Below are 24,170 nucleotides of genomic sequence, written 5' to 3' on the forward strand. Positions count from 1 at the left end.
CGGCTCTAGGCGGCCACGCGCCGGATCGCCGCGACCAGCTTGTCGGGGCTGAACGGCTTCACGATCCAGCCGCTGGCGCCGGCCTCGCGGGCCCGCAGCTTCTTCTCGGGCGAGGATTCGGTGGACAGCACGAGGATCGGGATCGCCCGGTGCACCGGGCTCGCCCGCACGCCGGCGATGAAGCCGTAGCCGTCCAGTCGCGGCATGTTGATGTCGGTGACGATGACGTCGGGGGCGCCCTCGCGCAGCACCTCCAGCCCGTGCTCGCCGTCCTCGGCCTGGAGGACGTTGAAGCCGGCGTCGGTCAGGGCCATCCGCAGCATGTCGCGCATGGTCCGGGAGTCGTCCACGGTCAGGATCGTCTTGCTCATCGGCTGAGCTCCGGAATGGGGAAGGTCTGTTCGGCGGGCGCGCCGAGGAGCTCGAGCGCGGCCACCATCTCGGCCGACGGCTCGCTGAGGCCGAAGCCCAGGCCGTCCGCCTCCCAGGTCGCGCGGGCCGAGAGCAGCACCTGCAGGCACTGGGCGCCCAGCCGCTGGACGGCCGAGCCGTCCAGCGTCACCGGCCGGCCCCGCAGTCCGGTCAGCTCGTCGGCGAGCGGCGCGGCGGCGTTGAGATCCAGCACGGGCGGCAGCCGCAGGGCGGCCGGCGCATTGTCGTCGTCACCGGCCATGGCCTAGAACTCCTCCCAGTTGTCGGCCTCGGCGAGAGGCTGCGGCTTCAGGGCGGCGCCGCCGCCGCGGGCGTGGGTGGAGACGGTCTTCATCGCGGTCCGCGGCGCAGGCGCGCGGGGCGTCGCGGCCGGCGACTGCACGGCGGCCTCGCCGACGCTGAACCGGCCGATCAGCCGCGCCAGCTCCTCGGCCTCGCTGGAGAGGCTGTGGCTGGCGGCGGTCGATTGCTCGACCATCGCCGCGTTCTGCTGGGTGAGCTGGTCCATCTGGTTGACGGCCGTGTTCACCTGGTTGAGGCCGGTGGCCTGCTCCTGGGCTGAGGCGGCGATCTCCGAGACCACGTTGTTGATGTCGGCGACCTGGGCGACGATCCGGTTCAGGGCCTCGCCCGCCTCGCCGACCAGGCTGACGCCCGAGCCGACCTGCTGGGTGGAGGCCGAGATCAGGGTCTTGATCTCCTTGGCCGCGTCGGCCGAGCGCTGGGCCAGGGCCCGAACCTCGGAGGCGACGACCGCGAAGCCCTTGCCGGCGTCGCCGGCGCGGGCGGCTTCCACCCCCGCGTTCAGGGCCAGCAGGTTCGTCTGGAAGGCGATCTCGTCGATCACGCCGATGATCTGGCTGATCTGCTGGGCCGACTTCTCGATCTCGCTCATCGCCGCGACGGCCTGGCGGACGATCTCGCCCGACTGCTCGCCGTCGGATTTGGCGGTCGAGACCACGTCGCGGGCATGGTGGGCCCCTTCGGCGGTCTTGCGGACCGTGGCGGTGATCTCATCCAGCGCCGCGGCCGTCTCTTCCAGGCTCGCGGCCTGCTGCTCGGTGCGCTTGGACAGGTCGTCGGCCGCCTGGCTGATCTCGCCCGAGCCCGAGCGCAGGCCCTGGGTCGCGGCGGTGATGACCTTCATGGTCTCCTGCAGCTGGTCCATGGCGCCGTTGAAGTCGGTCTTCAGCTGCTCGGCCTTGGGCGCGAAAGCAGCGGTGATCCGGTAGGTCAGGTCCCCCGACGCGAGCCTGGAGAGGCCCTCGGCGAGCGAGGAGATGGCGACCGCGTCGGCGGCGGCCTCCTCGGCCTTCTGGCGCTCGCGCTCGGCGCGTTCGGCCTCGGCCTGGCGGCGCTGTTCGGCCGCCTCGGCCTCGAGCCGGAGCTTCTCGATGGCGGCGTCCTTGAACACCTGCACCGCGCCGGCCATCTGGCCGATCTCGTCGCTGCGGTCGGCGGCGGGGATCTCCACCGAGTTGTCGCCCTCGGCGAGCCGGCGCATGGCGGCGGTCATCGCCACCACCGGCGCGGCCACGGTGCGCGCCAGCAGGAAGCCGGCGGCCAGGGCGATCAGGATCGTCAGGCCGACGCCGCCGGCCACCACGAGGTCCACGGTCCGGTTGGCCGTGGCCATGGCGGCGAGACGCTGCTTCAGGCGGGCCTCCTCCATCTCGACCATCTTCTCGATGGCCGTCTCGGCGGGCGCGATCTGCTCGTCGGCGATGCCCGAGGGGCCCACCATCTGAACCGCGACCGGATGGGTGAGCGGGTCCTGGGCCAGGCGCGAGCCTTCGACGACGACGCGCTCGAACCAGCCGTCGCTGGCGGCCTGCAGGGCGTCGATCAGCTTCTGGGCTTCGGCGTCGTCCCGCTGCAGGTCGCGCAGCGTCTTCAGGTGGCCGAGGAACGTGCCGCGGTGCTTCTGGACGCGCTCGGTATAGTAGGCGTCGCCCGAGAGGAGGACGCCGCGGAAGCTGTTCTCCTGGCGGGCCAGCGAGAACTCGACGCCGGCGATCGTCCGCAACACTTCGTAGCTGTGGTCGTTGGCCTGCCGCGCGCTTTCGATGGCCCGCAGGTTGAAGAGGACGACCACGCCCAGCGCCACGATGGTGGCGATGATGGCGCCGAACGCCGCCGCCTGCTTGTGGGTGATCTTAAGGTTCTTGATCGACACGGAAGGCTCCTTGTCCTGAGCCGCCGGGCCCGCGCGCCGTCGCGGCGCCGCAGGCGAAGCCGGCGGGCGGGACGGGTCAGAATTTCAGGATGAGGCTGCCGACGAGACCGGCCCGGTACTCGCCCTTCAGGTCGTCGCCCTTGCTGGTGTCGAACCAGCGCACGTCGGCGTCGAGGTTCTTGGTCAGGCCCTGGCGGACCCCCACGTTCCAGGCGGTGTAGTCCACGCCGCGCTCGACCTCGCGGCGGCCGAGCGCCGCGCTGACCTTGGTCTTCTCGGCGACCTTGACCGTCGCCTGGCCCTCGACCCACCAGGCCTCCTTGGCCCGGGCGAAGCCGTTCGGGGTGTAGTTCACCCGCAGGCGCACGCTGGTCGGGCCCATCTTGCGGGTGACGTCGGCCTCGGCTTCCCAGAACGTGGAGTCCACGCCCGCACGGGTGCCCGGACGCAGGCGGTAGATGGCGTGGAAGTCGAAGTCGAAGCCGGCGGCCTTCGGCTTGACGCCGACGGTCGTCAGGATCTCGGCGTCCGAGCCCTGCGACAATTCGACCGGGGTCGCGAAAACCTTCACGTAGGCCGGCCCCGGGGACCAGGTCACGCTGCCGAAGACATGGGGCTCGCCGTCGCTCTTGCCCACGCCCTTGGCCGTGTATTCGGTGGCCGCGCCGAGCTCGAACGAGAATTGGTCGGAACGATCGGCAGCTTTTGCTGCAGCGGGGGCGGCGGCTAGCAGTAGCACGCCAAAAGCGACCACGGTCGCCTTTAGGTTGTTCTTCTGAACCACGATTGCATTCCTCGAATAAGCAGTCGCGGTTTGAATAACGCCCATCTGTAAAATCGACGTATACTGATACCGTCGATTTGATCGCAAAACTATTCTATATTTGCACAGAATATCGAGTGCATTTTGCGATAGTCGGCGTTGGCACTCATTTCGCGTTAAGGATGTACGACAGGGCGGGGCGTCAGGATCGCGCCGCTCCGGGACCACGATGACGGTGGCGGATCAGACCAGCTCGGCGATCCGGCGGACGCCGGCGCGGTGGCCGACCAGGCGTTCCAGGATGTGGGTCAGCACGCCCGAGGCGTCGTCGAGGCTCTCCTGGTCGAGCTCGGCGACCAGGCGCTCGCACATCTCGATGTTCTGCTCCAGCAGGTCTTCCCGCAGCGCGCGGCCGGCGGCCGTCAGGCTGAGTTCGGTGAGGCGGCGGTCATGGGCGACCTCGGCGCGCAGCATCAGGCCGCGCTCGACGAGCTTGTCCACCGCCCGCGTGAGGCTGGTGCGGTCCAGGACCAGGAAGTCGGCGACCTCGTTCATGGTGCGGTTCGAGAGCTTGCCGAGGGCGTAGAGGATGCGCCACTGCACGAGCGTCAGGTTGTGCGGCCGCAGGATCTCGGACAGCAGGCGTTCCCGCCGTTCGTGGAGGTGCGCCAACAAGTAGAAGATCCGAACACGCTGGACACGCGACGGGCGGGCGCCCGCCATCTCAACTGTTTGCGCGACTTGGGCCAACTCTTTACCCCTGAAGGACCGCATTCCCGCCACAATGGCGGCTTTTCGACCTGTGCTGAATTGAGGCAAATCAGCGCAGCTTAACGTTTAATGGAATGATAAAAATCAGCTCAGGCGTGTGCCGCCTGGGTTGCGCGGCGTCACGCGGGGGCGAATCCGCCCGCGTCCATGCGCCAGCCCTGGCCCCGGCCTGCCAGGGCCTCGAAGAGGTGTTCGTCGGTCCCGGTGAGGAAGGCCTGCAGCCCCAGGGCCTCGATCTCGTCGAACAGCGCCGCGCGGCGGACGCGGTCGAGGTGGGCGGCGACCTCGTCCAGCAGCAGGACGGGCGCGGGCGCCGAATCGGCCCTAGCGAGGCGCGCCGCCTGGGCCAGGACCAGGTTGAGGATCAGGGCCTTCTGTTCGCCAGTCGAGCATTCGGCGGCGGCGCGGTCCTTCTCGGCATGGACGACGGCGAGGTCGCCCCGGTGCGGCCCGGTCAGCGCCCGGCCGGCGGCGGCGTCGCGGTCGCGGGCCTCGCGCAGGGCCCGGGCGAGCCGCGCCTCGACATCCGCGATCCCCGCCCCCTCGGCCGCCATCTGCTCCCACGCCCCGGTGAGCGACAGCCGCGCCTGGGGGAAGGGCCGCTCGCCGCGGGCGCCGATCTCGGCGGCGAGCGCGGCCAGCGTGCGGGACCGCGAATCGGCCATCAGCGCACCGGCCTCGGCCAGCCGGGCCTCGAGGGCGTCCAGCCATGTCGGATCTGCGGGCCCTTCGGTGAGCAGCCGCATCCGCTCGCGCATCGCCTTCTCGTAGGCCTGGACGTGAGCCGCATGCCCCGGCTCGGCGGCGAAGACGAGGCGGTCCAGGAACCGCCGCCGCTCGCCTGCGCCCTCGAGGAACAGCCGGTCCTGGGCCGGGGTCAGCCAGACCTGGCGCATGTGCTCGGCGAGTCGCCCCGGCGGCGCCGGCTCGCCGTCCACCCGCACGACGCGGCGCGAGGCCCCCGGCTGCTCCACGCCCGTGCCCAGCCGCACCTCGTCGCCGGCGGCGGCCACCGTCGCGGAGACGGCCCAGGCCCGGCCCACGGTCTCGCCGGGCAGGCGACGGCCGACCTCAGCGATGGACGCGCCGCGCAGGCCACGGCCGGGGATCAGGAAGCTGACCGCCTCGAGCAGGTTCGTCTTGCCCGAGCCGTTCGGCCCCGCCAGCCACACCGGGCGGCCGTCGAGCGCGAGCTCGGCCGAGGCGTACGAGCGGAAGTCGGTCAGGGACAGGCGGGTGAGAGCCGTGCGCACGACGCAGGTCTTAGCCGCCGCCCCGGTCAGCGTCGATGCTCGGCCCGATGCTTCAGCAGGTGCAGCCCGCCCGCGATGGCGCCGCCCAGCACGAGACCGAGCGCGGCGGAGAACAGGGCCGTCACGATCCAGGCGGCCGCGGGGCCGATGGCGGGCAGGCCGTGCGCCGGGGCGGCCAGGGCGTGCGCCAGCTCGGGGATCAGCGGGACTCCATAGTGCTCGAGTCCGTGCAGGAGGATGCCGCCGCCGACCCAGAGCATGGCCGCCGTTCCGACGGTGGCCAGGAGGCTCAGCACCGCCGGCATGCGGCGGACGAGCCCGCAGCCGACCGCCTTCGCCAAGGGGCTCGGCCGCTTGGCCATGTGCAGGCCGATGTCGTCCATCTTCACGATCAGCGCCACGACGCCGTAGACGCCGACGGTGATCAGCAGCCCGACGAGCGCGAGGGCGGCGGCCTGCACGGCGAGCGGGCGGTCGGTGACGTTGGAGAGCGAGATCGCGACGATCTCGGCCGACAGGATCAGGTCGGTGCGGATCGCGCCCGAGACCTTCTGGCGCTCCAGCTCGGCCGAGCCGAGGGCGAACTCGCCCGGCTCGTCGGGGATGTCCTCGTGCCGAAGCGCCTCGATGATCTTCTCGGCGGCCTCGAAGCACAGGTAGGTCCCGCCCAGCATCAGGATCGGCGTGACGGCCCAGGGGGCGAAGGCGCTGAGCAGCAGGGCGCCGGGGACGAGGAACAGGAACTTGTTGCGCAGCGAGCCCAGCGCGATCTTCCAGACGATCGGCAGCTCGCGCTCGGGCGTGAAGCCCATGGCGTAGCTGGGAGTCACCGCCGTGTCGTCGACGACGACGCCGACGGCCTTGGTCCCCGCCTTGCCGGCGGCGGCCGAGACGTCGTCGAGCAGTGCGACCAGTCCCGAAGCCATCCGCGCCCGTCCTCCCGTCTCGCCCCTCCGCTAAGGGCCCGTGCGGATGGCGTAAAGCACGAGCCAACCGTCGGTGGCGCCGTCCATGTCCGATTTCCGCGAGCGCGGCGTCACAACCCTTCCCATATCGACGTCCAAGCTTCAGCTTCGAACCGCAAGAGGGGCACGATGAACCAGACCGCCAAGGCCGAGACCTTCCGCAAGCTGCACACGGGCGCCGAGATCCTCGTGCTGCCCAACGCCTGGGACGCCGCGAGCGCGGCGATCATGGCCGACGCCGGCGCCAGGGCGGTGGCCACCTCCTCGGCGGCCGTCGCCTGGGCTCACGGCCATCCCGACGGCGACGCCGCGCCCTTCGACAAGGTCTGCGCCACGATCGCCGAGGTCGTGCGGGCGGTGGACGTCCCCGTGACCGCCGACATCGAGGGCGGCTACACCGACCACCTCGGCGAGCTGGCCGAGAACATCGCCAAGGTGATCGAGGCCGGCGCGGTGGGGATCAACCTCGAGGACGGGACCCGCGACCCCGCCCTGCACGCCGAAAAGATCGCCGCCGTGAAGGCGGCCGCCGGCGGGCGGCTGTTCGTCAACGCGCGCACCGACGTCTACCTCAAGGGCCTGGCCGAGGGGCACGCCGCCTTCACCGAGGTGCTGCAGCGGGCCGAGCGCTACCGTGAGGCCGGCGCCGACGGGATCTTCGTCCCGGGGCCGGCCGATCCCGACCTGATCACCCGCCTGGCCGACGGCGTCCGCCTGCCGCTGAACGTGATGGGCTGGACCGGCGTGCCGAACGCCGCGCGCCTGCAGGCGCTGGGCGTGCGGCGGCTGTCTTCGGCGACCAATCCGTTCCGCGTCGCCTACGCGGCGCTGGCGCGGGCGATGGAGGCCTTCGTCCGCGACGGCGACCCCGACGCGCTGGCCGCGGCCGGGGCGGGCTTCCCGAACCTGCAGAAGCGGTTCGGCTGACGCCTCGCCGCAGATGACCTTCGGCCCGCGCCGCCCTATCTTGCGGCCATGACCGACACGCTCGACGCCGTTCCCGAGACCGCGCCCGAAACCCCGCCCGGCTCCCCGCCGGAGACTTTGGGCGAGATTCCGCGCGAGACCACCCAGGACGGGCCGAAGGTCCGGCTCTATCTCGTGGACGGCTCGGGCTTCATCTTCCGCGCCTTCCACGCGCTGCCGCCGCTGACGCGGAAGACCGACGGCCTGCCGGTGGGCGCGGTCTCGGGCTTCTGCAACATGATCTGGAAGCTGCTGGTGGAGATGAAGACCCAGGCCGACGCGCCGACCCACCTGGCCGTCGTCTTCGACCACTCCGAGCAGACGTTCCGCAACAAGCTGTACGATCAGTACAAGGCGCACCGGCCGCCGCCGCCCGAGGACCTCGTGCCGCAGTTCCCGCTGGTGCGCGAGGCGACCAAGGCCTTCGGCGTCCCGTGCCTGGAACTGCCCGGCTACGAAGCCGACGACCTGATCGCCGCCTACGCCTGCAAGGTGCGCGACATGGGCGGCGAGGTGACCATCGTCTCGTCCGACAAGGACCTGATGCAGCTGGTCGGCCCGCGGGTCTTCATGCTCGACACGATGAAGAACGCCCGCATCGGCATCGAGCAGGTGATCGAGAAGTTCGGGGTCACCCCGGACAAGGTGGTGGACGTCCAGGCCCTGTGCGGCGATTCCGTCGACAACGTGCCGGGCGCGCCCGGCATCGGCATCAAGACCGCCTCGGCCCTGATCAACGAGTACGGCGACCTCGACACGCTGCTAGCCCGCGCCACCGAGATCAAGCAGCCCAAGCGCCGCGACACCCTGATCGAATACGCCGACCAGATCCGTCTTTCGCGTGAGCTCGTGCGGCTGGACTGCGACACGCCCCTGCCCAGCCCGCTGGACGAGCTCGCGGTGGACGACCCGGATCCGGCGGTCCTGTCCGAATTCCTGGAGCGCATGGAGTTCCGCACGCTCGCCCGCCGGGTGGGCGACGGCAAGGCGGGCTCCGCCGGCCAGGCCGCGGCCGACACGCCCAGGCCGGAGACCCGCGCCCCCGAGAAGCCGAACCACGGCAAGATCGACGTGACCGCCTACGCCTGCGTCCGCGACCTTCCCGCCCTCGACGCCTGGATCGCCAAGGCCTACGCACGCGGGATCGTCGCCTTCGACACCGAGACCGACGCGCTGTCGTCGGCGACCGCGGGCCTCTGCGGCGTTTCGCTGGCCGTGGCGCCGGGCGAGGCCTGCTACATCCCGCTGGGCCACTGCGAGGCCGAGGGGCTGCAGCTCGAAGCCGCCGCCGACCTGACCCAGATCCCGCTCGAACAGGCCATCGCCCGGCTGAAGCCGCTGCTGGAGGACCCCTCGGTCCTGAAGGTGGCCCAGAACGCCAAGTACGACATCGCGGTCCTCTCCCGGTACGGGATCGAGGTGGGCCCGATCGACGACACCATGCTGATCAGCTACGTGCTTGAGGCGGGCCTGCACAACCACGGCATGGACGAGCTGTCCAAGCTCGGGCTCGACCACGAGCCCATCGCCTTCAAGTCGGTGGCCGGGACCGGCAAGGCGCAGAAGAGCTTCAAGTACGTCGGCCTTTCCGAGGCCACCTGCTACGCCGCCGAGGACGCGGACGTCACCCTGCGCCTGTGGGAGCACCTGAAGCCCCGCCTGGCGCACGAGGGGCTGGCGACGGTCTACGAGACCCTCGAGCGGCCGATGCCCAAGGTTCTGGCCGACATGGAGTGCGCCGGCGCCAAGGTGGACGCCGAGCGGCTGCGCCAGCTCTCCAACGAGTTCGGCCAGCGCATGGCCGAGCTGGAGGCCGAAGCCCACCGCCTGGCCGGCCGGCCCTTCAACCTGGGCTCGCCCAAGCAGATCGGCGAGGTGCTGTTCAAGGAGATGGGCCTGGCCTCGGGCCGGGTGACCGCGACCGGGGCGTTCTCGACCGACGCCTCGATGTTGGAGGACCTCGCCGCCCAGGGCCACGAGCTGCCGCGCATCCTGCTGGACTGGCGCCAGCTCTCGAAGCTGAAGGGCACCTACACCGACGCCCTGGTGGCGGCGATCTCGGAGCAGACGGGGCGGGTGCACACCTCGTTCTCGCTGGCCTCGACGACCACCGGCCGCCTGTCGTCGTCCGACCCGAACCTGATGAACATCCCGATCCGCACCGAGGAGGGCCGGAAGATCCGCCGCGCCTTCGTCGCCGAGCCCGGCAAGGTGCTGATCAGCGCCGACTACAGCCAGATCGAGCTGCGCCTCCTGGCCCACATCGGCGACATCCCGCAGCTGAAGCGGGCCTTCCGGGAGGGGCTGGACATCCACGCCATGACCGCCTCGGAGATGTTCGGGGTTCCCGTCGAGGGCATGCCCTCCGAGACGCGGCGGCGGGCCAAGGCGATCAACTTCGGCATCATCTACGGCATCTCGGCGTTCGGCCTGGCCAACCAGCTCGGCATCCCGCAGGACGAGGCCGGGGCCTACATCAAGACCTACTTCGAGCGCTTCCCGGGCATCCGCGCCTACATGGACCGCACGAAGCAGGCGGCCCGCAGCCAGGGCTTCGTGCACACCATCTTCGGCCGCAAGGTGAACATCCCGGCGGTGAAGTCCAAGAGCCAGGCCGAGCGCGCCTTCGGCGACCGCGCGGCGATCAACGCCCCGATCCAGGGCTCGGCCGCCGACGTCATGCGCCGGGCGATGATCCGCATGCCGGGCGCCCTGAAGGCCGAGGGCCTGACCGCCCGCATGCTGCTGCAGGTGCACGACGAACTGGTCTTCGAGGCCCCCGAGGCCGAGGCCGAGGCGGTGATCCGCATCGCCAAGGCGGTCATGGAGAAGGCCGCCGAGCCCGCTGTGGCGATCTCGGTGCCCCTGGTGGTCGAGGCCCGCGCCGCGCCGAACTGGGACGACGCGCACTAGCCGTTCCAGGAACCTCGGCCACGGACCGGCCGTTGCGCGGCGCATGGCCGTGCTCGCCCCCGTCCTGAACCTGAGACGCCGCCTCGAACGGCGGCCGCTGGCCGCGCTGGTCGAGATCGCGGCCCGCGCCGGCTACCTGGCGCGCGGGGCGGTGCACGTCAGCATCGGGATCATCGCCCTGATGGCCGCCCTGGAAGCCACCCCGCATGCGGAGGGCGCGGTCGGGGCGCTGGAGGCCTGGGGCCGCTGGCCCGCCGGCGTCCTCCTGCTGTGGCTGATCGGCGTCGGGCTCTACGGCTTCGCCGGCTGGCGCGCGTTGCAGGCGGTCTTCGACGTCGACCGGCAGGGCCGCTCGGCCAAGGCCCTGCTCGCTCGGCTGGGCCAGGCGGTCAGCGGCGCCGTCTACGCGGCCACGGCTGTCTCGGTGTTCGGCCTGCTCGACGCCATCGAGGACCTGGGCGAGGCCGACGACCGCGACGCCACCCGGGCGATGGTCGAGCAGGCGCTGGAGATGCCCATGGGCGGCCTGCTCGTGGCGGCCGCGGGCCTCTTCGTCGCCGGCGCGGGGGTCGGCAGCATCGTGCGGGCGGCCCTGGACCATTTCACGCGCGGCCTCGCGGCCGGGCCCGACACCCGCACCCTCGCCGGAACACTGGCCCGGATCGGCTATCTCGGCCGCGGCGTGGCCCTGCTGCCCGCCGGCCTCTTTCTCGTCCTCGCCGGCGTGCGCGCTCGCGCGTCGGACGCCCGCGGCCTCGGAGCCGCCCTCGACGCGCTGGAGCGCCAGCCGTTCGGCGACGCCGTGCTGGCGCTGGCGGCCGTGGGCCTGGTGGCCTTCGGCGTCTTCGCCGCCCTCGAGGGCTGGCTGAGGCCGATCCGCCCTGAACGGGCGCTGGACAGCTAGGCCGCGCCCGGCCGGCGGGCGAAGGCCTGCATCAGCCGCTGGTCCTCGCGGTGCAGCCGCACCGCCGTCAGCACGCCCGTCGCATAGGCGCCCGTGTCCACGCCCAGCCGATGGCGGGTGAGCTGGGCCTCTTCCGTCGGCGTGTGGCCGTGGACGATCACCTTGCCGAAGGGCCCGCTGGCCTCCAGGAACTCCTGCCGGATCCATAGGAGATCACGCTCGGCCTGCTCCTCCAGCGCCACGCCCGGCCGCACCCCGGCGTGGACGAACGCGTAGTCGCCCTCGGTGACCATCAGTTCGAGATCCCGGTAGAAGGCCCGGTGCGCCTCGGGCAGCGCCGCCGCGAGGGCGTCCCGCGCCCGCACCCACGCGTCGGAATCGCTGCGCCCGGCCGGCGGCTGCACGCCGTAGGAGGCGAGCGTCGGGCCACCGCCGTTGTCCATCCAGACCGCGCCGAACTTCGGATCCTCGAGGAAGCGCAGCAGCGCCTCCTCGTGGTTGCCCTTCAGGGTCCGGGTCTCGAGGCGGGCGAAGGCCTTCATCTCCAGCAGGAGGTCGACGACGCCCCGGGACTCCGGGCCGCGGTCCACATAGTCGCCCAGCATGACCAGCAGCGGCGCCTGCTCGGCCCGGGCGGCGAGCGCGTCCTCGGCGATGTCGCGCAGCAGCGCCCCCAGCAGGTCCAGTCGGCCGTGGACGTCGCCCACCGCATAGACGAGCCGTCCCCCGGTGGTCGGGGGCCGGTCCGGCGCGCGCTTGCGGAAGAGGTTGAACATGCGGCCTCAAGGATAGAGGTCCGGCTTCCCGCGGACAACGAACGCCGCCGCCAAGGCAGAGCTTTGACAATTCTCAAGGCCGGAGCCCGGACGGCGCATAGCGTCGCTCGACAAAGAACAAGACCAGAATGGGGGGAACCGGATGAGGCGCCCGTTCGCCTGCGTCTCCGCCGCCTCCCGCCACGCGCCCGCGCCGCGCTGCGCCAAGGAGGATGCATGACCGCCACGTCCCGCCTGCCGCCGATCCGCACGCTCGGGTTCTCGGCGCCGTTCCGCTGGCTGGCCGGCGGCTGGCTGGACTTGTGGCGCGCCCCGGCCCCCATGCTGGCCTATGGCCTGGTCGTGGCGGCGGCGAGCCTCGCCATGACCTACGCCCTCTATGTCTCCAACGGAGCCTTCTGGGTGCTGGCGCTGAGCTGCGGCTTCGTGCTGGTCGCCCCCGTGCTCGCCATGGGGCCGTACGAAGCCGGCCGGAGGCTGGAGGCCGGCCAGCGGCCCGGCCTGGCCGAAGTGCTCTTCGTTCGGCCCGCCTTCCGCCAGGACGTCGCCTACCTGGGCCTCGCCCTGCTGGTCATCTACTTCTTCTGGGGCCGCATCGCGCAGATCGTCTACGGCCTCTCGACCTTCCAGCTCCACGAAACCGCCGAGGCCTTCCTCCGCTTCGCCCTGACCAGCGCAGAAGGCCATACGATGCTGATCGCCGGCACGATCGTGGGCGGCGTGATCGCCTACCTGACGTTCGTGCTGGTGGTGGTCTCGGCTCCGATGCTGCTCGATCCGAGGGCCGACGTCTTTTCGGCCACCGCCACCAGCGTCCGCAGCGTGGCGGCCAACCCGGGGCCCATGACCCTCTGGGCGGCCATCATCGTGGCGCTGCTGCTGGTGGCGGCCGCCACCGGCTTTGCGGGCCTGATCCTGATCTTTCCCTGGCTGGGCCTCGCCAGCTGGCGCGCCTATCGCGAGGTGGTGGGCGCCTGACGCGCCTCAGCCGTGGCGCGCGAAGACCCGCGTGCGGCCCCCGGGCGACAGCAGCAGGGTCTCGTAGGGCTCGGTGCGGCCGTCCGGGCGCTCCATGCCGGGCGAGCCGAAGGGCATGCCGGGGACGGTGAGCCCCAGCGCCTTGGGCTTCTCCTTCAGCAGCCGCCGCACGTCGGCCGGCGGAATGTGGCCGACCAGCACATAGCCGCCGATCTCGGCGACGTGGCACGAGGAGAGCTCGTCCGGCACGCCGCGCCGACGCCAGACGGGGCTGATGTCGTCCAGGGTCACGATCTTGGCGGCGAAGCCGGCCCGCCCCATGGCGGTGATCCAGCCGCGGCAGCAGCCGCAGCTGGCGGTCTTGTAGACGGTGAGCGGCGGGGCGGCGGCCTGGCTCGCCGCCTGGCCGGCCCCCGACACGACGACCAGCGGCAGGGCCGCAACGAGAGCTCGGCGGTTCAGCATGTGATGGGCCTCCAGCCTTCCCTGTAGCCCCCGATCACGCCTGCGCACGTTGCGCGGCGTCAACCTTGCGGGCCGGTCACGGGGGAGAAAGGTTCCTGGTGGAGCCGAGGGGAGTCGAACCCCTGACCTCCTCATTGCGAACGAGGCGCTCTACCAACTGAGCTACGGCCCCAGGAAGGCGCCGGAATAAGGCGATTGGCGGGGGTCGTGTCAAGCGCGCCGTTCCAGCGTCGTCCCAACCCTCGCCTTGCCTGCGGCCAAAAGCCCGCTAAACCGGTGGCATGGCCAGCTTTCTCTACTTCATCGTCGGCAGCCTGCTCGAGCTGCTGATCTGGGCGATCATCATCAGCGCGGTGCTGAGCTGGCTGGTGGCGTTCAACGTCATCAACCTGCGGAACAACTTCGTCTATGCGGTCACCCGCTTCCTCGACGCGGTGACCCGGCCGGTCCTGGCGCCGTTCCAGAAGATCATCCCGCCGCTGGGCGGCGTGGACATCAGCCCGATCGTCGCGATCCTGGTGCTGCAGGGGATCAAGATCTACCTGCTGCCGCTGATCTTCCGGCCGCTGCAGGGGGTCCTGGGCTGAGCCTCAAGCTCGCCGTCCGGGTGACGCCGAAGGGCGGCCGCGACGCCATCGACGGCTGGGGCGCGGACGAGGCAGGCCGCCCCGTCCTGAAGGTGCGGGTCAGCGCCGCCCCCGCCGACGGAGCCGCCAACGCCGCCGTCGTCGCCCTGCTGGCCAAAGCCCTGAAGGTGCCGAAGTCCGCCGTCCGCATCGCCGCCGGCGAGACCGCCCGGATCAAGCGCCTGGAGATCGACGGCGCGAGCGAGGCCGACGCGGCCCGCGCCTTCGGAGCGCCGCCCTAGGGGTCGGGGTCCTGGGATCGGCGCCTCGGATCGCCCGCCTGGGCCGATATTTTCTGCGACCCGCCGGAACTTGTCATTTGAGAACAGGTTATCTGGCGGACCGTCCAACGACTTGCCTGTCGGACCAAGGGCGGTCCCGATCGGCCCGGCCCACACCCCTGGCATCCCCCCGACCGCGGCCGGGCCGATCGCCCCCTCACACCCCCTCCCGCGCGGGCCCCGGAACGGCCGCCCGCCTCGCCTGTTCTCCTCCTGAACCCGAGAGGAGACGAGACATGGCCCGCCCCGGCGACCGCGACACGCCCCACGACAACCGCAGCGAAGGCGGCCAGGCCACCCGGGAGACCGGCGGCGGCTACTCCGGACCGCCCGGCTATGGGCGCGGCTACGGCCGCGACTTCGGCGGCGGAGGACTCAACCAGGGCTTCGACGGCAGCTGGGGCCAGGGGTACGGCGGCAGCGTCGCCCCCACCGACTACCGCGAAGGTTTCGGCGGCGAGGCCTACGGCGGCGGCATGAGCGGCGACGACTACCAGCGCAGCTTCGGCGGCCGAGGAGAGGACTTCGGGGCCGACGACCGCACCTGGATCGACCGGCGGGCCGACGAGCGTTCGGCGCCCGACAGCGGCCCCCACAGCGGCAAAGGGCCCAAGGGCTGGGCGCGCACCGACGGCCGCGTGCGCGAGCAGGTGTGCGAGCGGCTGATGGAGGACCGGCTGCTCGACGCCCGCGAGGTGGAGGTGGCGGTCGAGGGCGGGGTGGTCACCCTGCGCGGCGAGGTTCCCGGCGCGTCGGATCCGCAGCTGGCCGAGATGCTGACCCGCGAGACGCCGGGCGTGCGGGAGGTCCGCAACGAGATCGTCCACCGCCCCGGCCCCAGGCGGCCGCTCTGAGGCTGGCGCCGGCGGGGGCCCGGCGCCTATCTTCCCGTCATGTCCACAGCCGACCTCTCCAGGATGATCGCCGAGGCCCGGCGCATGGTGGTGTTCACCGGCGCGGGGATCTCGACCGAGTCCGGCATCCCGGATTTCCGCAGCCCCGGCGGCGTCTGGAGCCGGATGAAGCCCATCTACTTCCAGGAGTTCGTGGCCAGCGAGGAGAAGAGGCGCGAGGCCTGGGAGCGGGCGTTCTCGGGCCGCGCCGGGTGGGTGGGCCGGGAGCCGAACGCCGGACATTACGCCGTCGCCCGGCTGGTGACCCTGGGCAAGGCCTCCAGCGTCATCACCCAGAACGTCGACAACCTGCACCAGGCCTCGGGCGTGCCGGCCGAGAAGGTGATCGAGCTGCACGGCAACGCCAGCTACGCCACGTGCCTGGAGTGCGGCGAGCGCCATGAGCTGGATGAGCTGAAGGGGCTGTACCAGGCGACCGGCGACCTGCCCGCCTGCCGCGCCTGCGGGGGTCTCGTGAAGACCGCGACCATCTCGTTCGGCCAGCCGATGCCGGAAGGTCCGATGCAGCGCGCCGAGGCCGAGACCCTGGCCTGCGACCTGTTCCTGGTCCTCGGCTCCTCGCTGGTGGTCTATCCGGCGGCGGGGTTCCCGATCATGGCCAAGCGCCACGGGGCAAGGCTGGTCATCGTCAACCGCGAGCCCACCGAGCTCGACCCCTACGCGGACCTCGTCCTGCACGACGAGATCGGTCCGGTGATGACGGCGGCGGCAGCGACGGACTAACAGGGCCGCTTCGGCGGATTCGTCACACCCTCGCCTTGATCGGCGGGTTATGCGCTGCGCCAGTTCATCCAGCGGAGTTCCCCATCTTGATCCTTCGACCCGTGGCGCTGGGCGCCGTCCTGCTTCTCGCCGCCTGCAGCTCGGGCGGCGACTCGGCCAGCTCCAGCGATCCCTACGCCGGCCTCGACGCCCAGGTGCTGTCCTGGCGCACCGACATCGAGACGAACCACCCGGCGTGCGCGACCAAGGTCGAGGGCAAGGGCTGCGAGGGCTTCGAGGTCACGTGCAAGGGCGCCCAGGAGCTCTCGGCCGAGGAGCAGGCGCAGGGGATCACGGCCCAGGTGGTGGCGGCCATGCGCTTCTCCGGCCGCAACGCCGACGGCAGCACGGGCAAGCCCGGCTCGGCGTTCGCCGAGTTCTCCAAGACCGGCGACGCGTGGACCCGGGCCGAGACCCGGCCGGTCAACCTGACGACCTGCGCCCCGTTCTAGGCGCCGCTCAGGACCCTACTGGCGCGGCGGCCGCCCGCAGGGCTAAGCTGCCGCCGCTTGCCGGTCCCACCACAGCGGAGCCCGGATGGTCCGGATCCTCAGGCGCCTGCGGGGCGCTGCGACCTTCCGAGAGCTGGGGCCCGGCCTCGTCACGGGCGCGGCCGACGACGATCCCAGCGGCATAGCCACCTACAGCCAGGCCGGGGCCCAGTTCGGCTACGGCCTGCTGTGGACCACCGTGATCACCTATCCGCTGATGACCGCGGTGCAGCTGGTCAGCGCCCGCATCGGCCGGGTGACCGGTCATGGCCTGGCGCAGAACATGGCCCAGGTCCTGCCGAGGCCCCTGGTGTTCGGGCTCGTCTGCCTGCTGTTCGTCGCCAACACCATCAACATCGGCGCGGACCTGGCCGCCATGGGCGCGGCGGCCGAGCTGGTCGTCGGCTGGGGCGGCCAGCTCTTCACGGTGGCGTTCGCGCTGCTGTCGCTGAGCCTGCAGCTGTTCGTGCCCTACGTCCGCTATGCGCGGTTCCTGAAGTGGCTGACGCTGGTGCTGCTGAGCTATGTCGCCGTCGTGCTGGTGGTGAACATCGACTGGCCGCAGGCGCTGACCGCGATCGTCGTCCCCCGGTTCGAGGCCAGCCGCGAGGCGCTGATGATGATCGTCGCCGTCTTCGGCACCACGATCAGCCCCTATCTCTTCTTCTGGCAGAGCAGCCAGGAGGTGGAGGAGATCCGCAACCACGCCGGCGCGCAGCCGCTGCTCGAGGCCCCGCGCCAGGCCCCCCGCGAACTGCACCGCATCCGGGTGGACACCTTCTTCGGCATGGCGGTCTCGAACCTCGTGGCGCTCGCGATCATGCTGAGCGCGGCGGCGACGCTGCATGCGGCCGGCCGAACCGACATCCGCACCTCCGCCGAGGCGGCCGAGGCGTTGCGGCCGGTGGCGGGCGAGTTCGCCTTCGCCCTGTTCAGCCTCGGGATCGTGGGCACCGGCCTGCTGGCGGTGCCGGTCCTGGCCGGCTCGGCCGCCTACGCCTTCGGCGAATCGCGGGGCTGGAAGTGCGGGCTGGAGAACAAGCCCTGGGAGGCGGTGGGCTTCTACGCCGTCATCGGCGCGGCGACGCTGCTGGGGCTCGGCATCGGCTTCTCGCCCATGCCGCCACTCCGGGCCCTGTTCTGGAGCGCGGTGATCAACGGAATCGTCGCCGTGCCGATCATGGCCGCCATGATGTGGGTCGCCAGCCGCCGCGACCGGATGGGACGGTTCCGGGCCAGCCCCACGGTCCTGACCCTCGGCTGGACCGCCACCGCGGTCATGGGGATCGCGGTCGTGGCCATGGCCCTCGCCGGCTAGACCGCCATCTTGCATCCGGCCGCCGGGCGCCGCAGACACGCCGCCGCGCGAGGGGGCGGGCAGCATGAGTCGGATCGTCTATCTGGGATTTCCGACCGGCGCCGTCTCGGGCGGCCAGAAGGTGATCCTGCGCCATGTCGAGGCCCTGCGGGAGCTCGGCTTCGACGCGGTGTACTGGCGCCGCGCCGACAACGTCCTGCCGACGTGGCTCGATCACAAGGCCCCCGTCGAGGCCGACACGCCCTTCCGGCCCGACGACATCCTCGTCCTGCCCACCGACGCGCCCAACGCCATGGAGGCGGTCGCCACCCGCCTGCCGAACCGGGCGCTGCTGTTCTGCCAGAACCAGTACTCGCTGCTGAACATCGGCCTGGCGCCGGCCAACCGCTTCCCCGCCGAGCGGGCGCCCGACTTCATCGTCCCGGGGCCGCTGATCGCCCGCTCGATCCAGCGGTTGTTCCCGCGGGCGCGGGTCGAGGTGATCCCGTGCTTCGCCGACGAGCGGATCTTCGTCCCCGGCGCCGAGCGGCGGCACGCCGTCGCCACCGTGCCGCGCAAGCGGCCCGGCGAGATGAACATGGTCCGCAACTACCTGCGGCAAGTCCACCCGCGCCACGCCGAGCTCCCCTGGATCCCGATCGAGGGCGCTACGGAGGCGCAGATCGCGGGCGTCTTCGGGGCCAGCACCCTGTGCCTGAGCCTCAGCCGGTTCGAATCGGTGGGCATGACCCCGCTGGAGGCCATGGCCTGCGGCTGCGTCGTGGCGGGCTTCACCGGCATCGGCGGCTGGGACTTCGCCACGCCGCAGAACGGCTTCTGGGCGCCCGAGGACGACGTCGAAGCGGCGGGCGAGGCCCTGGCCCGCGCCGCCGACCTGGTGCTGACCGGGGGCCCCGCCCTCTCCAGCATGCTCGAGGCCGGCCGCGCCACGGCCGAGCAATGGTCCTACGCCCGGTTCCGCACGGCGCTGGAGGAGGTGTGGATGCGTCTGGCGCCCGAGGCGCGCCTCAGGGACGGCCCGCTGGATTGAGCGGGCGACGAAGATCGTCGATGCCGGGCTGAAATGGTGCCGCCTGCGTGACTCGAACACGCGACCTACGCATTACGAATGCGCCGCTCTACCGGCTGAGCTAAGGCGGCCCAAAGGGCGTTTCCCCGGCGAACGGGTCAGGCCCGGCCGCGAGGGAGCGCCTATTTAGCGGCTCGCAGACCGTTCGCCAAGCGTCTGCGGACGCGGGCCCGGTCCAGCCCTCGCCAAGCGGTCCCCGCCGAGGGGAAACGCCGCCCGGCCGGCGGCGGTAGGGCCAGGTAGGACCAGGCCCGCGCGAGACGCGGGGCTGCCCCACCGCAGCCGCGACACGTCCGGCGCCGACGCTTCCGCGGCCGGCGGCGCCGGCGGCGTGGGCCGCCGGCCTCGCCGCAGCCGATTTGGTTGCGGCGGTTTGTCCAAACCACGCGCCGCGGCAGATCACCGGGCGGCCGGCGGCTGGATCAGCCGAGCGGTAGGGCCGCGGTAGCGCCGGAAAACACGCGAACATTCCGGCCGCGACGACTTCCGCCACGCCGGCGCAACGCGGTTCAAAATTCAAACTCTCACAGCAATAGTAAAGCGTAGGCGCGCGTCATTTGGTATTACTGGAGACGTAGACGGTCACGATACTCATAGCAATACCGCTACGTGCCGATATACAGCGCCTTTGGCATTCGCCTATATTATGTGCATTTGTGTCGTTTAACTGTCATTTAAGTTGCAGGGCACATCCCTCCTTGCCTCAGCCCGAGGGGGGCAAGGAACGATATGCGACGAAATCACATAAATACTTACACATCTTGCGCGCTTCTGGTCGCTGCGACCGGCGTGCTCGCCGCGCCCGGCGCAGCCTTCGCCGATCCCGCCAAGGATCTGCAGGTCGCCGGCCGCGCGCTGACCTTCCTGGAGAACGGGCCCACGGGCCGTGCGACCCTGGGGGTGGTGTTCGATCCGTCCAAGCCGGCCTCCGTGGCCGAGAAGGACGCTGTCATGGCTGCGATCGGCGGCGGCTACAGCGCCGGCACGGTGACCCTGGTCGGCAAGCCGGTCGAGGCCGGCGGCGTCGCCGGGGCCTCGGGCGTGAACGCGCTCTACGTGACGAAGGGCGTGAACTACGCCGCCGTCGGGGCCGCGGCCAAGGCCAAGAAGCTGGTCACCATCGGCTCGGATCCCGCCTGCGTGGGTTCGGGCGCCTGCGTGATGGGCGTGACGACCACTCCGAAGGTCGAGATCACCGTGAACCGTTCAGCCGCCGCTTCGGTGGGCGCCGCCTTCAAGGCCGCCTTCCGGATGATGATCAAAGAAATCTGAGCGGCCCGAGAAAGTTGAAGAATATGAACAAGATCCTTCTGGCCGCCGGCGTCGCCGGGCTGGCCCTCGCGGCCGCCCAGACGGCGAGCGCGCAATCCATCGACTACGGCTCCCTGCAGGCGCTGTTCAACGAGCCGGTCACCACCAGCGCCACGGGTTCGCCCCAGCGCTCGACGCGGGTGCCGGTGGACATGGACATCATCAGCGCCGAGGACATCGAGCGTTCGGGCGCCGTCGACCTGCCGACGATCCTGTCGCGCGTGGCCGGCGTCGACGTGCTGGCGTGGAGCGCCGACACCGCCGACGTGGGCGTCCGCGGCTACAACCAGGCCATGTCGGCCCGCCTGCTGGTGCTGATCAACGGCCGCCAGAGCTACCTCGACCACTACGGCTTCACCAACTGGGCCACCCTGCCGGTGCGCCTTGAGGAGATCCGCCAGATCGAGGTCGTGAAGGGCCCCAACGCCGCGCTCTTCGGCTTCAACGCCGTCGGCGGCGTGGTGAACATCATCACCTACAACCCGAAGTTCGACGACACGGACTTCATCACCGTCCGCGGCGGGACCGAGGACTACGCCGAAGCCTCGGTCGGCCAGACCGTGAAGCTGGGCGAGCAGTTCAGCGCCCGCGTGACCGGCGGCTACAGCCGTCAGGACCAGTGGCGGAATTCGGTCGGCGTCGCCGACCGCCTCATCCCGAACCCGGAACGGGCGACCCTGAACGTCGACACCGTCACCCAGCTGGCCGACAAGGTCGAGCTGCGCGTGGAAGGCGGCTGGACCCACAACCGCCAGGCCGGCTTCATCTCGACCTACTCCTACGGCCCGTCGAAGTACCTGACCGAGTCGCTCAAGGCCGCCCTGACCTGGGAATCCAAGGCCGGTCTGATCCAGGCCACCGCCTACCAGAACAACCTCACGGCCAAGAGCGAGATCGCCAGCATCGACACCCGCTGGGAGAACAAGATCCAGGTCTTCAACGTCCAGGATCTGTTCAAGGTCGGCGCGAACCACACCTTCCGCGTCGCGGGCGAATACCGGCGGAACGAAACGCCGACCACGCCCGGCCACACCGCCAAGATCAAGTACGACGTGCTCTCGGCCTCGGGCATGTGGAACTGGCAGGTCACCGAGAAGTTCGCGCTGACCACCGCGATCCGCCACGACAAGCTCAGCCTCGAGCGTGAAGGCGACCTGGCTCCCGGCCTGCCGAACCAGAACGCGGCGCTGTGGGACCGCACGATCAAGGAGACCACCTACAACGTGGGCGCGGTCTTCACCCCCACCGACGCCGACACCTTCCGGGCCACCTACGCCCGCGGCGTGCAGCTGCCGACCCTGGTCGACCTGGGCGCCCTGCAACTGATCATCCCGGCCGCGCCGGGCGTGAACATCGCCTACGTCGGCAACCCGGGGCTGGCGCCGACCGTCGTGACCAACTTCGGCGTCGGCTACGACCGCGACCTGCCGCAGATCCGCGGCAGGGCCGGCATCCGGTTCTTCGTCCAGAAGAGCGAGGACATCAAAGGCCAGCCGAACTCGGCGCAGCTCGACATCATGCCGACCGCCACGTCGCTGCCGGGCTTCTCCTACCGCAACATCGGCGACTCGAAGCTGAAGGGCGTCGAGGTGCTGGCCAGCGGCAAGTACGCCAACGGCATGCACTGGAACGCCAACTACACCTACACGGACGTCGAGGACGACACCCTGGCGGCCTTCGATGCGGCGACGCGCTATGCGGCCTACGAGCTGAGCACGCCGAAGCACCGGGCCAACCTGAATGTCGGCTGGACCAATGAGACTTGGACCGTCGACGGCTTCGTCCGCTACGAGGGTTCGAAGGATCTCTACTACGCCGCCGCGGTGCGCCCGGTGGACTCCTTCGTGAGCCTCGCCGGCCGAGTCGCCCGCGAATTCGACGGCGGCGTCACGGTCGCGGTCAGCGGCCAGAACCTGCTCAGCGAGCGTCAGCAGCAGACGAGCGGCCTGAAGGCCGAGCGCCGGCTGTTCCTGTCGGTCGCCAAGGCCTGGTGATCCCGAGCGGCCCCGCCCTGCGGCGGGGCCGCTTTCCCCTTCCTGGGAGACTACCCATGAAAATGCCCCGCTTCAGCGGCCTGTCCCTCGTCGTGAAGATGGCGGTCGCCCCCGCGGTCGCCGTGCTCGTCCTGGCGCTCGTCTCGGGCGGCGCCTTCTACAGCCAGCACCAGCAGGCCCAGGCGCTCGACCGCATCGTCAAGCACGACATGGCGGCCAGCCTGCGTGTGGCGGCGATCTCCAACCGCATCACCGCGGCCCACCTGCAGATCTACCAGGCGATGACCAGCCAGGCCGGCGCCGTCGCCGGCGGCCCGTCGGACGCGCCGGAGCGGCTGCAGGCCCTCATGGGCGAAGTGGACGCCATCAAGGCTGAGATCGAGACGCTGAAGAAGGACCTGCCGAAGGCGCAGCAGGCGCGCTTCGACCAGGTGACCAAGGACCTTGCCGACTACCGCGGCGGGATCGAGGTGGTCGGCTCGATGCTAGGCGTCGACTTCGCCACCGCGGTGGCGTTCGTCCAGCCCTTCGAGGAACACTATGCGCGGATGACCGACACGCTCGCCCAGGCGCGCAACGTCGTGCAGGCCGACGCGGACCGGCGGGCGAAGGAAAGCGCCGCCCAGGCGGCGATGACCGGCAAGATCGTCATGGGCGGCTCGCTGCTGACCCTGCTGGCGGTGGCCTGGCTTTCGGCGGCGGTCATCATGGGCGTGCGGCGCGGCATCCGCGGCATCGCCCAGGGCACCGAGGCGCTGGCGGGCGGCGACCACGACGTCGACCTCGAGCCGCTGCAGCGCGGCGACGAACTCGGCGCGATCGTGCGCGGCCTCGGCGTCTTCAAGGAAAACCTCCAGCGCATGGACGCCATGCGCAAGGAGCAGGAGGAGAGCCGGGCGCGGGAAGCGGCCATGCGCGAGCAGGTCGAGGCCGAACGCGCCAAGACCCAGGAAGCCCAGGTCGCGGTCGTGCACGCGCTGGCCGAAGGCCTGGCGCGGCTCTCGCAGGGCGACCTGAAGCATCGCCTCGCCACCCCGTTCACCGCCGAGTACGAGCAGCTGCGCACCGACTTCAACGGCGCCGTGGCCAAGCTCGAGGACGCCATGAAGGTGATCGCGGCCAACGCCGGCCAGATCAACATCGGCGCCGACCAGATCGCCAATGCGTCCGATGACCTGTCCAAGCGCACCGAGCAGCAGGCGGCCAGCCTGGAAGAGACCGCCGCGGCGCTCGACCAGATCACCGCCACGGTCCGCAAGACCGCCGAGGGGGCCAGCCACGCCCGCGACGTGGTCGCCGCCGCCAGGGACGACGGCGAGCGCTCGGGCGAGGTGGTCCGAAACGCCGTGGCCGCCATGAACGAGATCGAGAAGTCCTCGGGCGAGATCAGCCAGATCATCGGCGTCATCGACGAGATCGCCTTCCAGACCAACCTGCTGGCCCTGAACGCGGGGGTGGAAGCCGCCCGCGCCGGCGACGCCGGCAAGGGCTTCGCGGTCGTCGCTTCCGAGGTTCGGGCCCTGGCCCAGCGCTCGGCCGACGCGGCCAAGGAGATCAAGACCCTGATCTCGGCGTCCACCCAGCAGGTGGGGCAGGGCGTCACCCTCGTCGGCGAGGCGGGCGAGGCCCTGAACCGGATCGTCTCGAAGGTCACCGAGATCAACAGCGTCGTCTCGGAGATCGCCGCCTCGGCCCAGGAGCAGGCCACCGGCCTCAACGAGGTGAACACGGCCGTCAACCAGATGGACCAGCTCACCCAGCAGAACGCCGCCATGGTGGAGGAATCCACCGCCGCCAGCCATGCGCTGCGCAGCGAGGCCGCCGAGCTGCGCCGCCTGATCGGCGAGTTCGACACCGGGCAGCCGGCGCCGGCCGAGCGGGCCCCAGCGCCGAGGCCCGCAGCGGCCCGGCCGGCGATTTCCGCCGCCGCCCCGGCGCCAGCGCCGCGCGCCAGGGTCGCCTACGCCTCCGGCGCGGCGACCGCCGCCCGGGTGGACTCCTGGGAGGAGTTCTAGGGCAGGAGTTCCGAGGAGAGCAGCGCC

23 protein-coding genes and 2 tRNA genes are annotated in these 24,170 nt (G+C 71.1%); 14 read left to right on the forward strand and 11 right to left on the reverse strand.

Annotation, left to right across the window (positions count from 1 at the left end; all coding sequences use genetic code 11):
• Positions 1 to 5 precede the first annotated feature (5 nt).
• From PHZ_RS18705 to PHZ_RS18735, 7 genes are all read right to left on the reverse strand, one after another.
• The gene (locus tag PHZ_RS18705; RefSeq protein ID WP_012523927.1) at positions 6 to 371 is read right to left on the reverse strand and encodes a response regulator; all 366 of its coding nucleotides are present in this window, start codon (positions 369 to 371) and stop codon (positions 6 to 8) included.
• Entirely contained in the window at positions 368 to 673 is a 306-nt protein-coding gene (locus tag PHZ_RS18710; protein ID WP_012523928.1) for an STAS domain-containing protein, read from the reverse strand. The genes PHZ_RS18705 and PHZ_RS18710 overlap by 4 nt, the downstream gene beginning before the upstream one ends.
• Before the next feature lie 3 nt (positions 674 to 676).
• A complete protein-coding gene (locus PHZ_RS18715) occupies positions 677 to 2,608 on the reverse strand; it encodes a methyl-accepting chemotaxis protein (RefSeq protein ID WP_012523929.1) in 1,932 nt (643 codons plus the stop codon).
• 76 nt (positions 2,609 to 2,684) lie between these two features.
• A complete protein-coding gene (locus PHZ_RS18720) occupies positions 2,685 to 3,437 on the reverse strand; it encodes a TorF family putative porin (protein ID WP_083770998.1) in 753 nt (250 codons plus the stop codon).
• A gap of 177 nt (positions 3,438 to 3,614) precedes the next feature.
• A complete protein-coding gene (locus PHZ_RS18725) occupies positions 3,615 to 4,043 on the reverse strand; it encodes a MarR family winged helix-turn-helix transcriptional regulator (protein WP_049758345.1) in 429 nt (142 codons plus the stop codon).
• Between the two features lie 218 nt (positions 4,044 to 4,261).
• Positions 4,262 to 5,395 (reverse strand): DNA replication/repair protein RecF, encoded by a 1,134-nt coding sequence (gene recF, locus PHZ_RS18730; RefSeq protein WP_012523932.1) that lies wholly within the window; start codon positions 5,393 to 5,395, stop codon positions 4,262 to 4,264.
• Between the two features lie 26 nt (positions 5,396 to 5,421).
• Positions 5,422 to 6,321 carry a DUF808 domain-containing protein gene (locus PHZ_RS18735; protein ID WP_012523933.1) on the reverse strand — a complete coding sequence of 300 codons (900 nt, stop codon included), beginning with the start codon at positions 6,319 to 6,321 and terminating at the stop codon, positions 5,422 to 5,424.
• A gap of 168 nt (positions 6,322 to 6,489) precedes the next feature.
• Here PHZ_RS18735 and PHZ_RS18740 point away from each other — a divergent pair, with 168 nt between their 5' ends.
• Genes PHZ_RS18740 through PHZ_RS18750 form a run of 3 tightly spaced genes read left to right on the forward strand, consistent with a single transcriptional unit; the run spans position 6,490 to position 11,143 of the window.
• Complete coding sequence (locus tag PHZ_RS18740) at positions 6,490 to 7,287, forward strand: isocitrate lyase/PEP mutase family protein (RefSeq protein WP_012523934.1); 798 nt, start codon at positions 6,490 to 6,492, stop codon at positions 7,285 to 7,287.
• A 48-nt stretch (positions 7,288 to 7,335) separates the two neighbouring features.
• Positions 7,336 to 10,239 (forward strand): DNA polymerase I, encoded by a 2,904-nt coding sequence (gene polA, locus PHZ_RS18745; protein ID WP_083771000.1) that lies wholly within the window; start codon positions 7,336 to 7,338, stop codon positions 10,237 to 10,239.
• 43 nt (positions 10,240 to 10,282) lie between these two features.
• Positions 10,283 to 11,143 (forward strand): DUF1206 domain-containing protein, encoded by an 861-nt coding sequence (locus PHZ_RS18750; protein WP_012523936.1) that lies wholly within the window; start codon positions 10,283 to 10,285, stop codon positions 11,141 to 11,143.
• Here PHZ_RS18750 and PHZ_RS18755 read toward each other — a convergent pair.
• Positions 11,140 to 11,919, reverse strand: a complete 780-nt coding sequence (locus PHZ_RS18755) for a metallophosphoesterase family protein (RefSeq protein ID WP_012523937.1) — start codon at positions 11,917 to 11,919, stop codon at positions 11,140 to 11,142. The genes PHZ_RS18750 and PHZ_RS18755 overlap by 4 nt on opposite strands.
• A 216-nt stretch (positions 11,920 to 12,135) precedes the next feature.
• On the opposite strand from PHZ_RS18755, the gene PHZ_RS18760 reads away from it, so the two are divergent.
• Positions 12,136 to 12,897, forward strand: a complete 762-nt coding sequence (locus PHZ_RS18760) for a DUF2189 domain-containing protein (RefSeq protein ID WP_012523938.1) — start codon at positions 12,136 to 12,138, stop codon at positions 12,895 to 12,897.
• Between the two features lie 6 nt (positions 12,898 to 12,903).
• On the opposite strand, the gene PHZ_RS18765 is transcribed toward PHZ_RS18760, so the two are convergent.
• Positions 12,904 to 13,362 (reverse strand): DUF411 domain-containing protein, encoded by a 459-nt coding sequence (locus PHZ_RS18765; RefSeq protein ID WP_041373709.1) that lies wholly within the window; start codon positions 13,360 to 13,362, stop codon positions 12,904 to 12,906.
• Positions 13,363 to 13,458: 96 nt separating this feature from the next.
• A tRNA-Ala gene (locus PHZ_RS18770) sits at positions 13,459 to 13,534 on the reverse strand.
• Between the two features lie 109 nt (positions 13,535 to 13,643).
• On the opposite strand from PHZ_RS18770, the gene PHZ_RS18775 reads away from it, so the two are divergent.
• The 7 genes from PHZ_RS18775 (at position 13,644) to PHZ_RS18805 (ending at position 18,784) form a co-directional block, all read left to right on the forward strand.
• Entirely contained in the window at positions 13,644 to 13,949 is a 306-nt protein-coding gene (locus tag PHZ_RS18775) for a YggT family protein (protein WP_012523940.1), read from the forward strand.
• Positions 13,946 to 14,230, forward strand: a complete 285-nt coding sequence (locus tag PHZ_RS18780) for a DUF167 family protein (protein WP_041374436.1) — start codon at positions 13,946 to 13,948, stop codon at positions 14,228 to 14,230. Before PHZ_RS18775 ends, PHZ_RS18780 begins: the two co-directional genes overlap by 4 nt.
• A gap of 275 nt (positions 14,231 to 14,505) precedes the next feature.
• The gene (locus PHZ_RS18785; RefSeq protein ID WP_041373710.1) at positions 14,506 to 15,123 is read left to right on the forward strand and encodes a BON domain-containing protein; all 618 of its coding nucleotides are present in this window, start codon (positions 14,506 to 14,508) and stop codon (positions 15,121 to 15,123) included.
• 39 nt (positions 15,124 to 15,162) lie between these two features.
• Positions 15,163 to 15,906 (forward strand): SIR2 family NAD-dependent protein deacylase, encoded by a 744-nt coding sequence (locus tag PHZ_RS18790; protein ID WP_012523943.1) that lies wholly within the window; start codon positions 15,163 to 15,165, stop codon positions 15,904 to 15,906.
• 86 nt (positions 15,907 to 15,992) lie between these two features.
• A complete protein-coding gene (locus PHZ_RS18795; RefSeq protein WP_148216916.1) occupies positions 15,993 to 16,397 on the forward strand; it encodes a hypothetical protein in 405 nt (134 codons plus the stop codon).
• Between the two features lie 85 nt (positions 16,398 to 16,482).
• Positions 16,483 to 17,754, forward strand: a complete 1,272-nt coding sequence (locus tag PHZ_RS18800; protein WP_012523944.1) for an Nramp family divalent metal transporter — start codon at positions 16,483 to 16,485, stop codon at positions 17,752 to 17,754.
• Positions 17,755 to 17,818: 64 nt separating this feature from the next.
• On the forward strand, positions 17,819 to 18,784 hold the full coding sequence (locus PHZ_RS18805; RefSeq protein ID WP_012523945.1) for a glycosyltransferase: 966 nt from the start codon (positions 17,819 to 17,821) through the stop codon (positions 18,782 to 18,784).
• 34 nt (positions 18,785 to 18,818) lie between these two features.
• Here the strand turns inward: PHZ_RS18805 and PHZ_RS18810 are convergent.
• Positions 18,819 to 18,894, reverse strand: a tRNA-Thr gene (locus tag PHZ_RS18810).
• Between the two features lie 718 nt (positions 18,895 to 19,612).
• Here PHZ_RS18810 and PHZ_RS18815 point away from each other — a divergent pair.
• Genes PHZ_RS18815 through PHZ_RS18825 form a run of 3 tightly spaced genes read left to right on the forward strand, consistent with a single transcriptional unit; the run spans position 19,613 to position 24,143 of the window.
• On the forward strand, positions 19,613 to 20,095 hold the full coding sequence (locus PHZ_RS18815; protein ID WP_236611853.1) for a hypothetical protein: 483 nt from the start codon (positions 19,613 to 19,615) through the stop codon (positions 20,093 to 20,095).
• 23 nt (positions 20,096 to 20,118) lie between these two features.
• Positions 20,119 to 22,128, forward strand: a complete 2,010-nt coding sequence (locus PHZ_RS18820) for a TonB-dependent receptor plug domain-containing protein (protein WP_012523947.1) — start codon at positions 20,119 to 20,121, stop codon at positions 22,126 to 22,128.
• A gap of 56 nt (positions 22,129 to 22,184) precedes the next feature.
• Positions 22,185 to 24,143 carry a methyl-accepting chemotaxis protein gene (locus tag PHZ_RS18825; RefSeq protein WP_012523948.1) on the forward strand — a complete coding sequence of 653 codons (1,959 nt, stop codon included), beginning with the start codon at positions 22,185 to 22,187 and terminating at the stop codon, positions 24,141 to 24,143.
• The last annotated feature ends 27 nt before the right edge of the window (positions 24,144 to 24,170 follow it).

It is taken from the genome of Phenylobacterium zucineum HLK1 (genome assembly GCF_000017265.1).
In the GTDB taxonomy this organism is placed as follows: Bacteria; Pseudomonadota; Alphaproteobacteria; order Caulobacterales; family Caulobacteraceae; genus Phenylobacterium; species Phenylobacterium zucineum.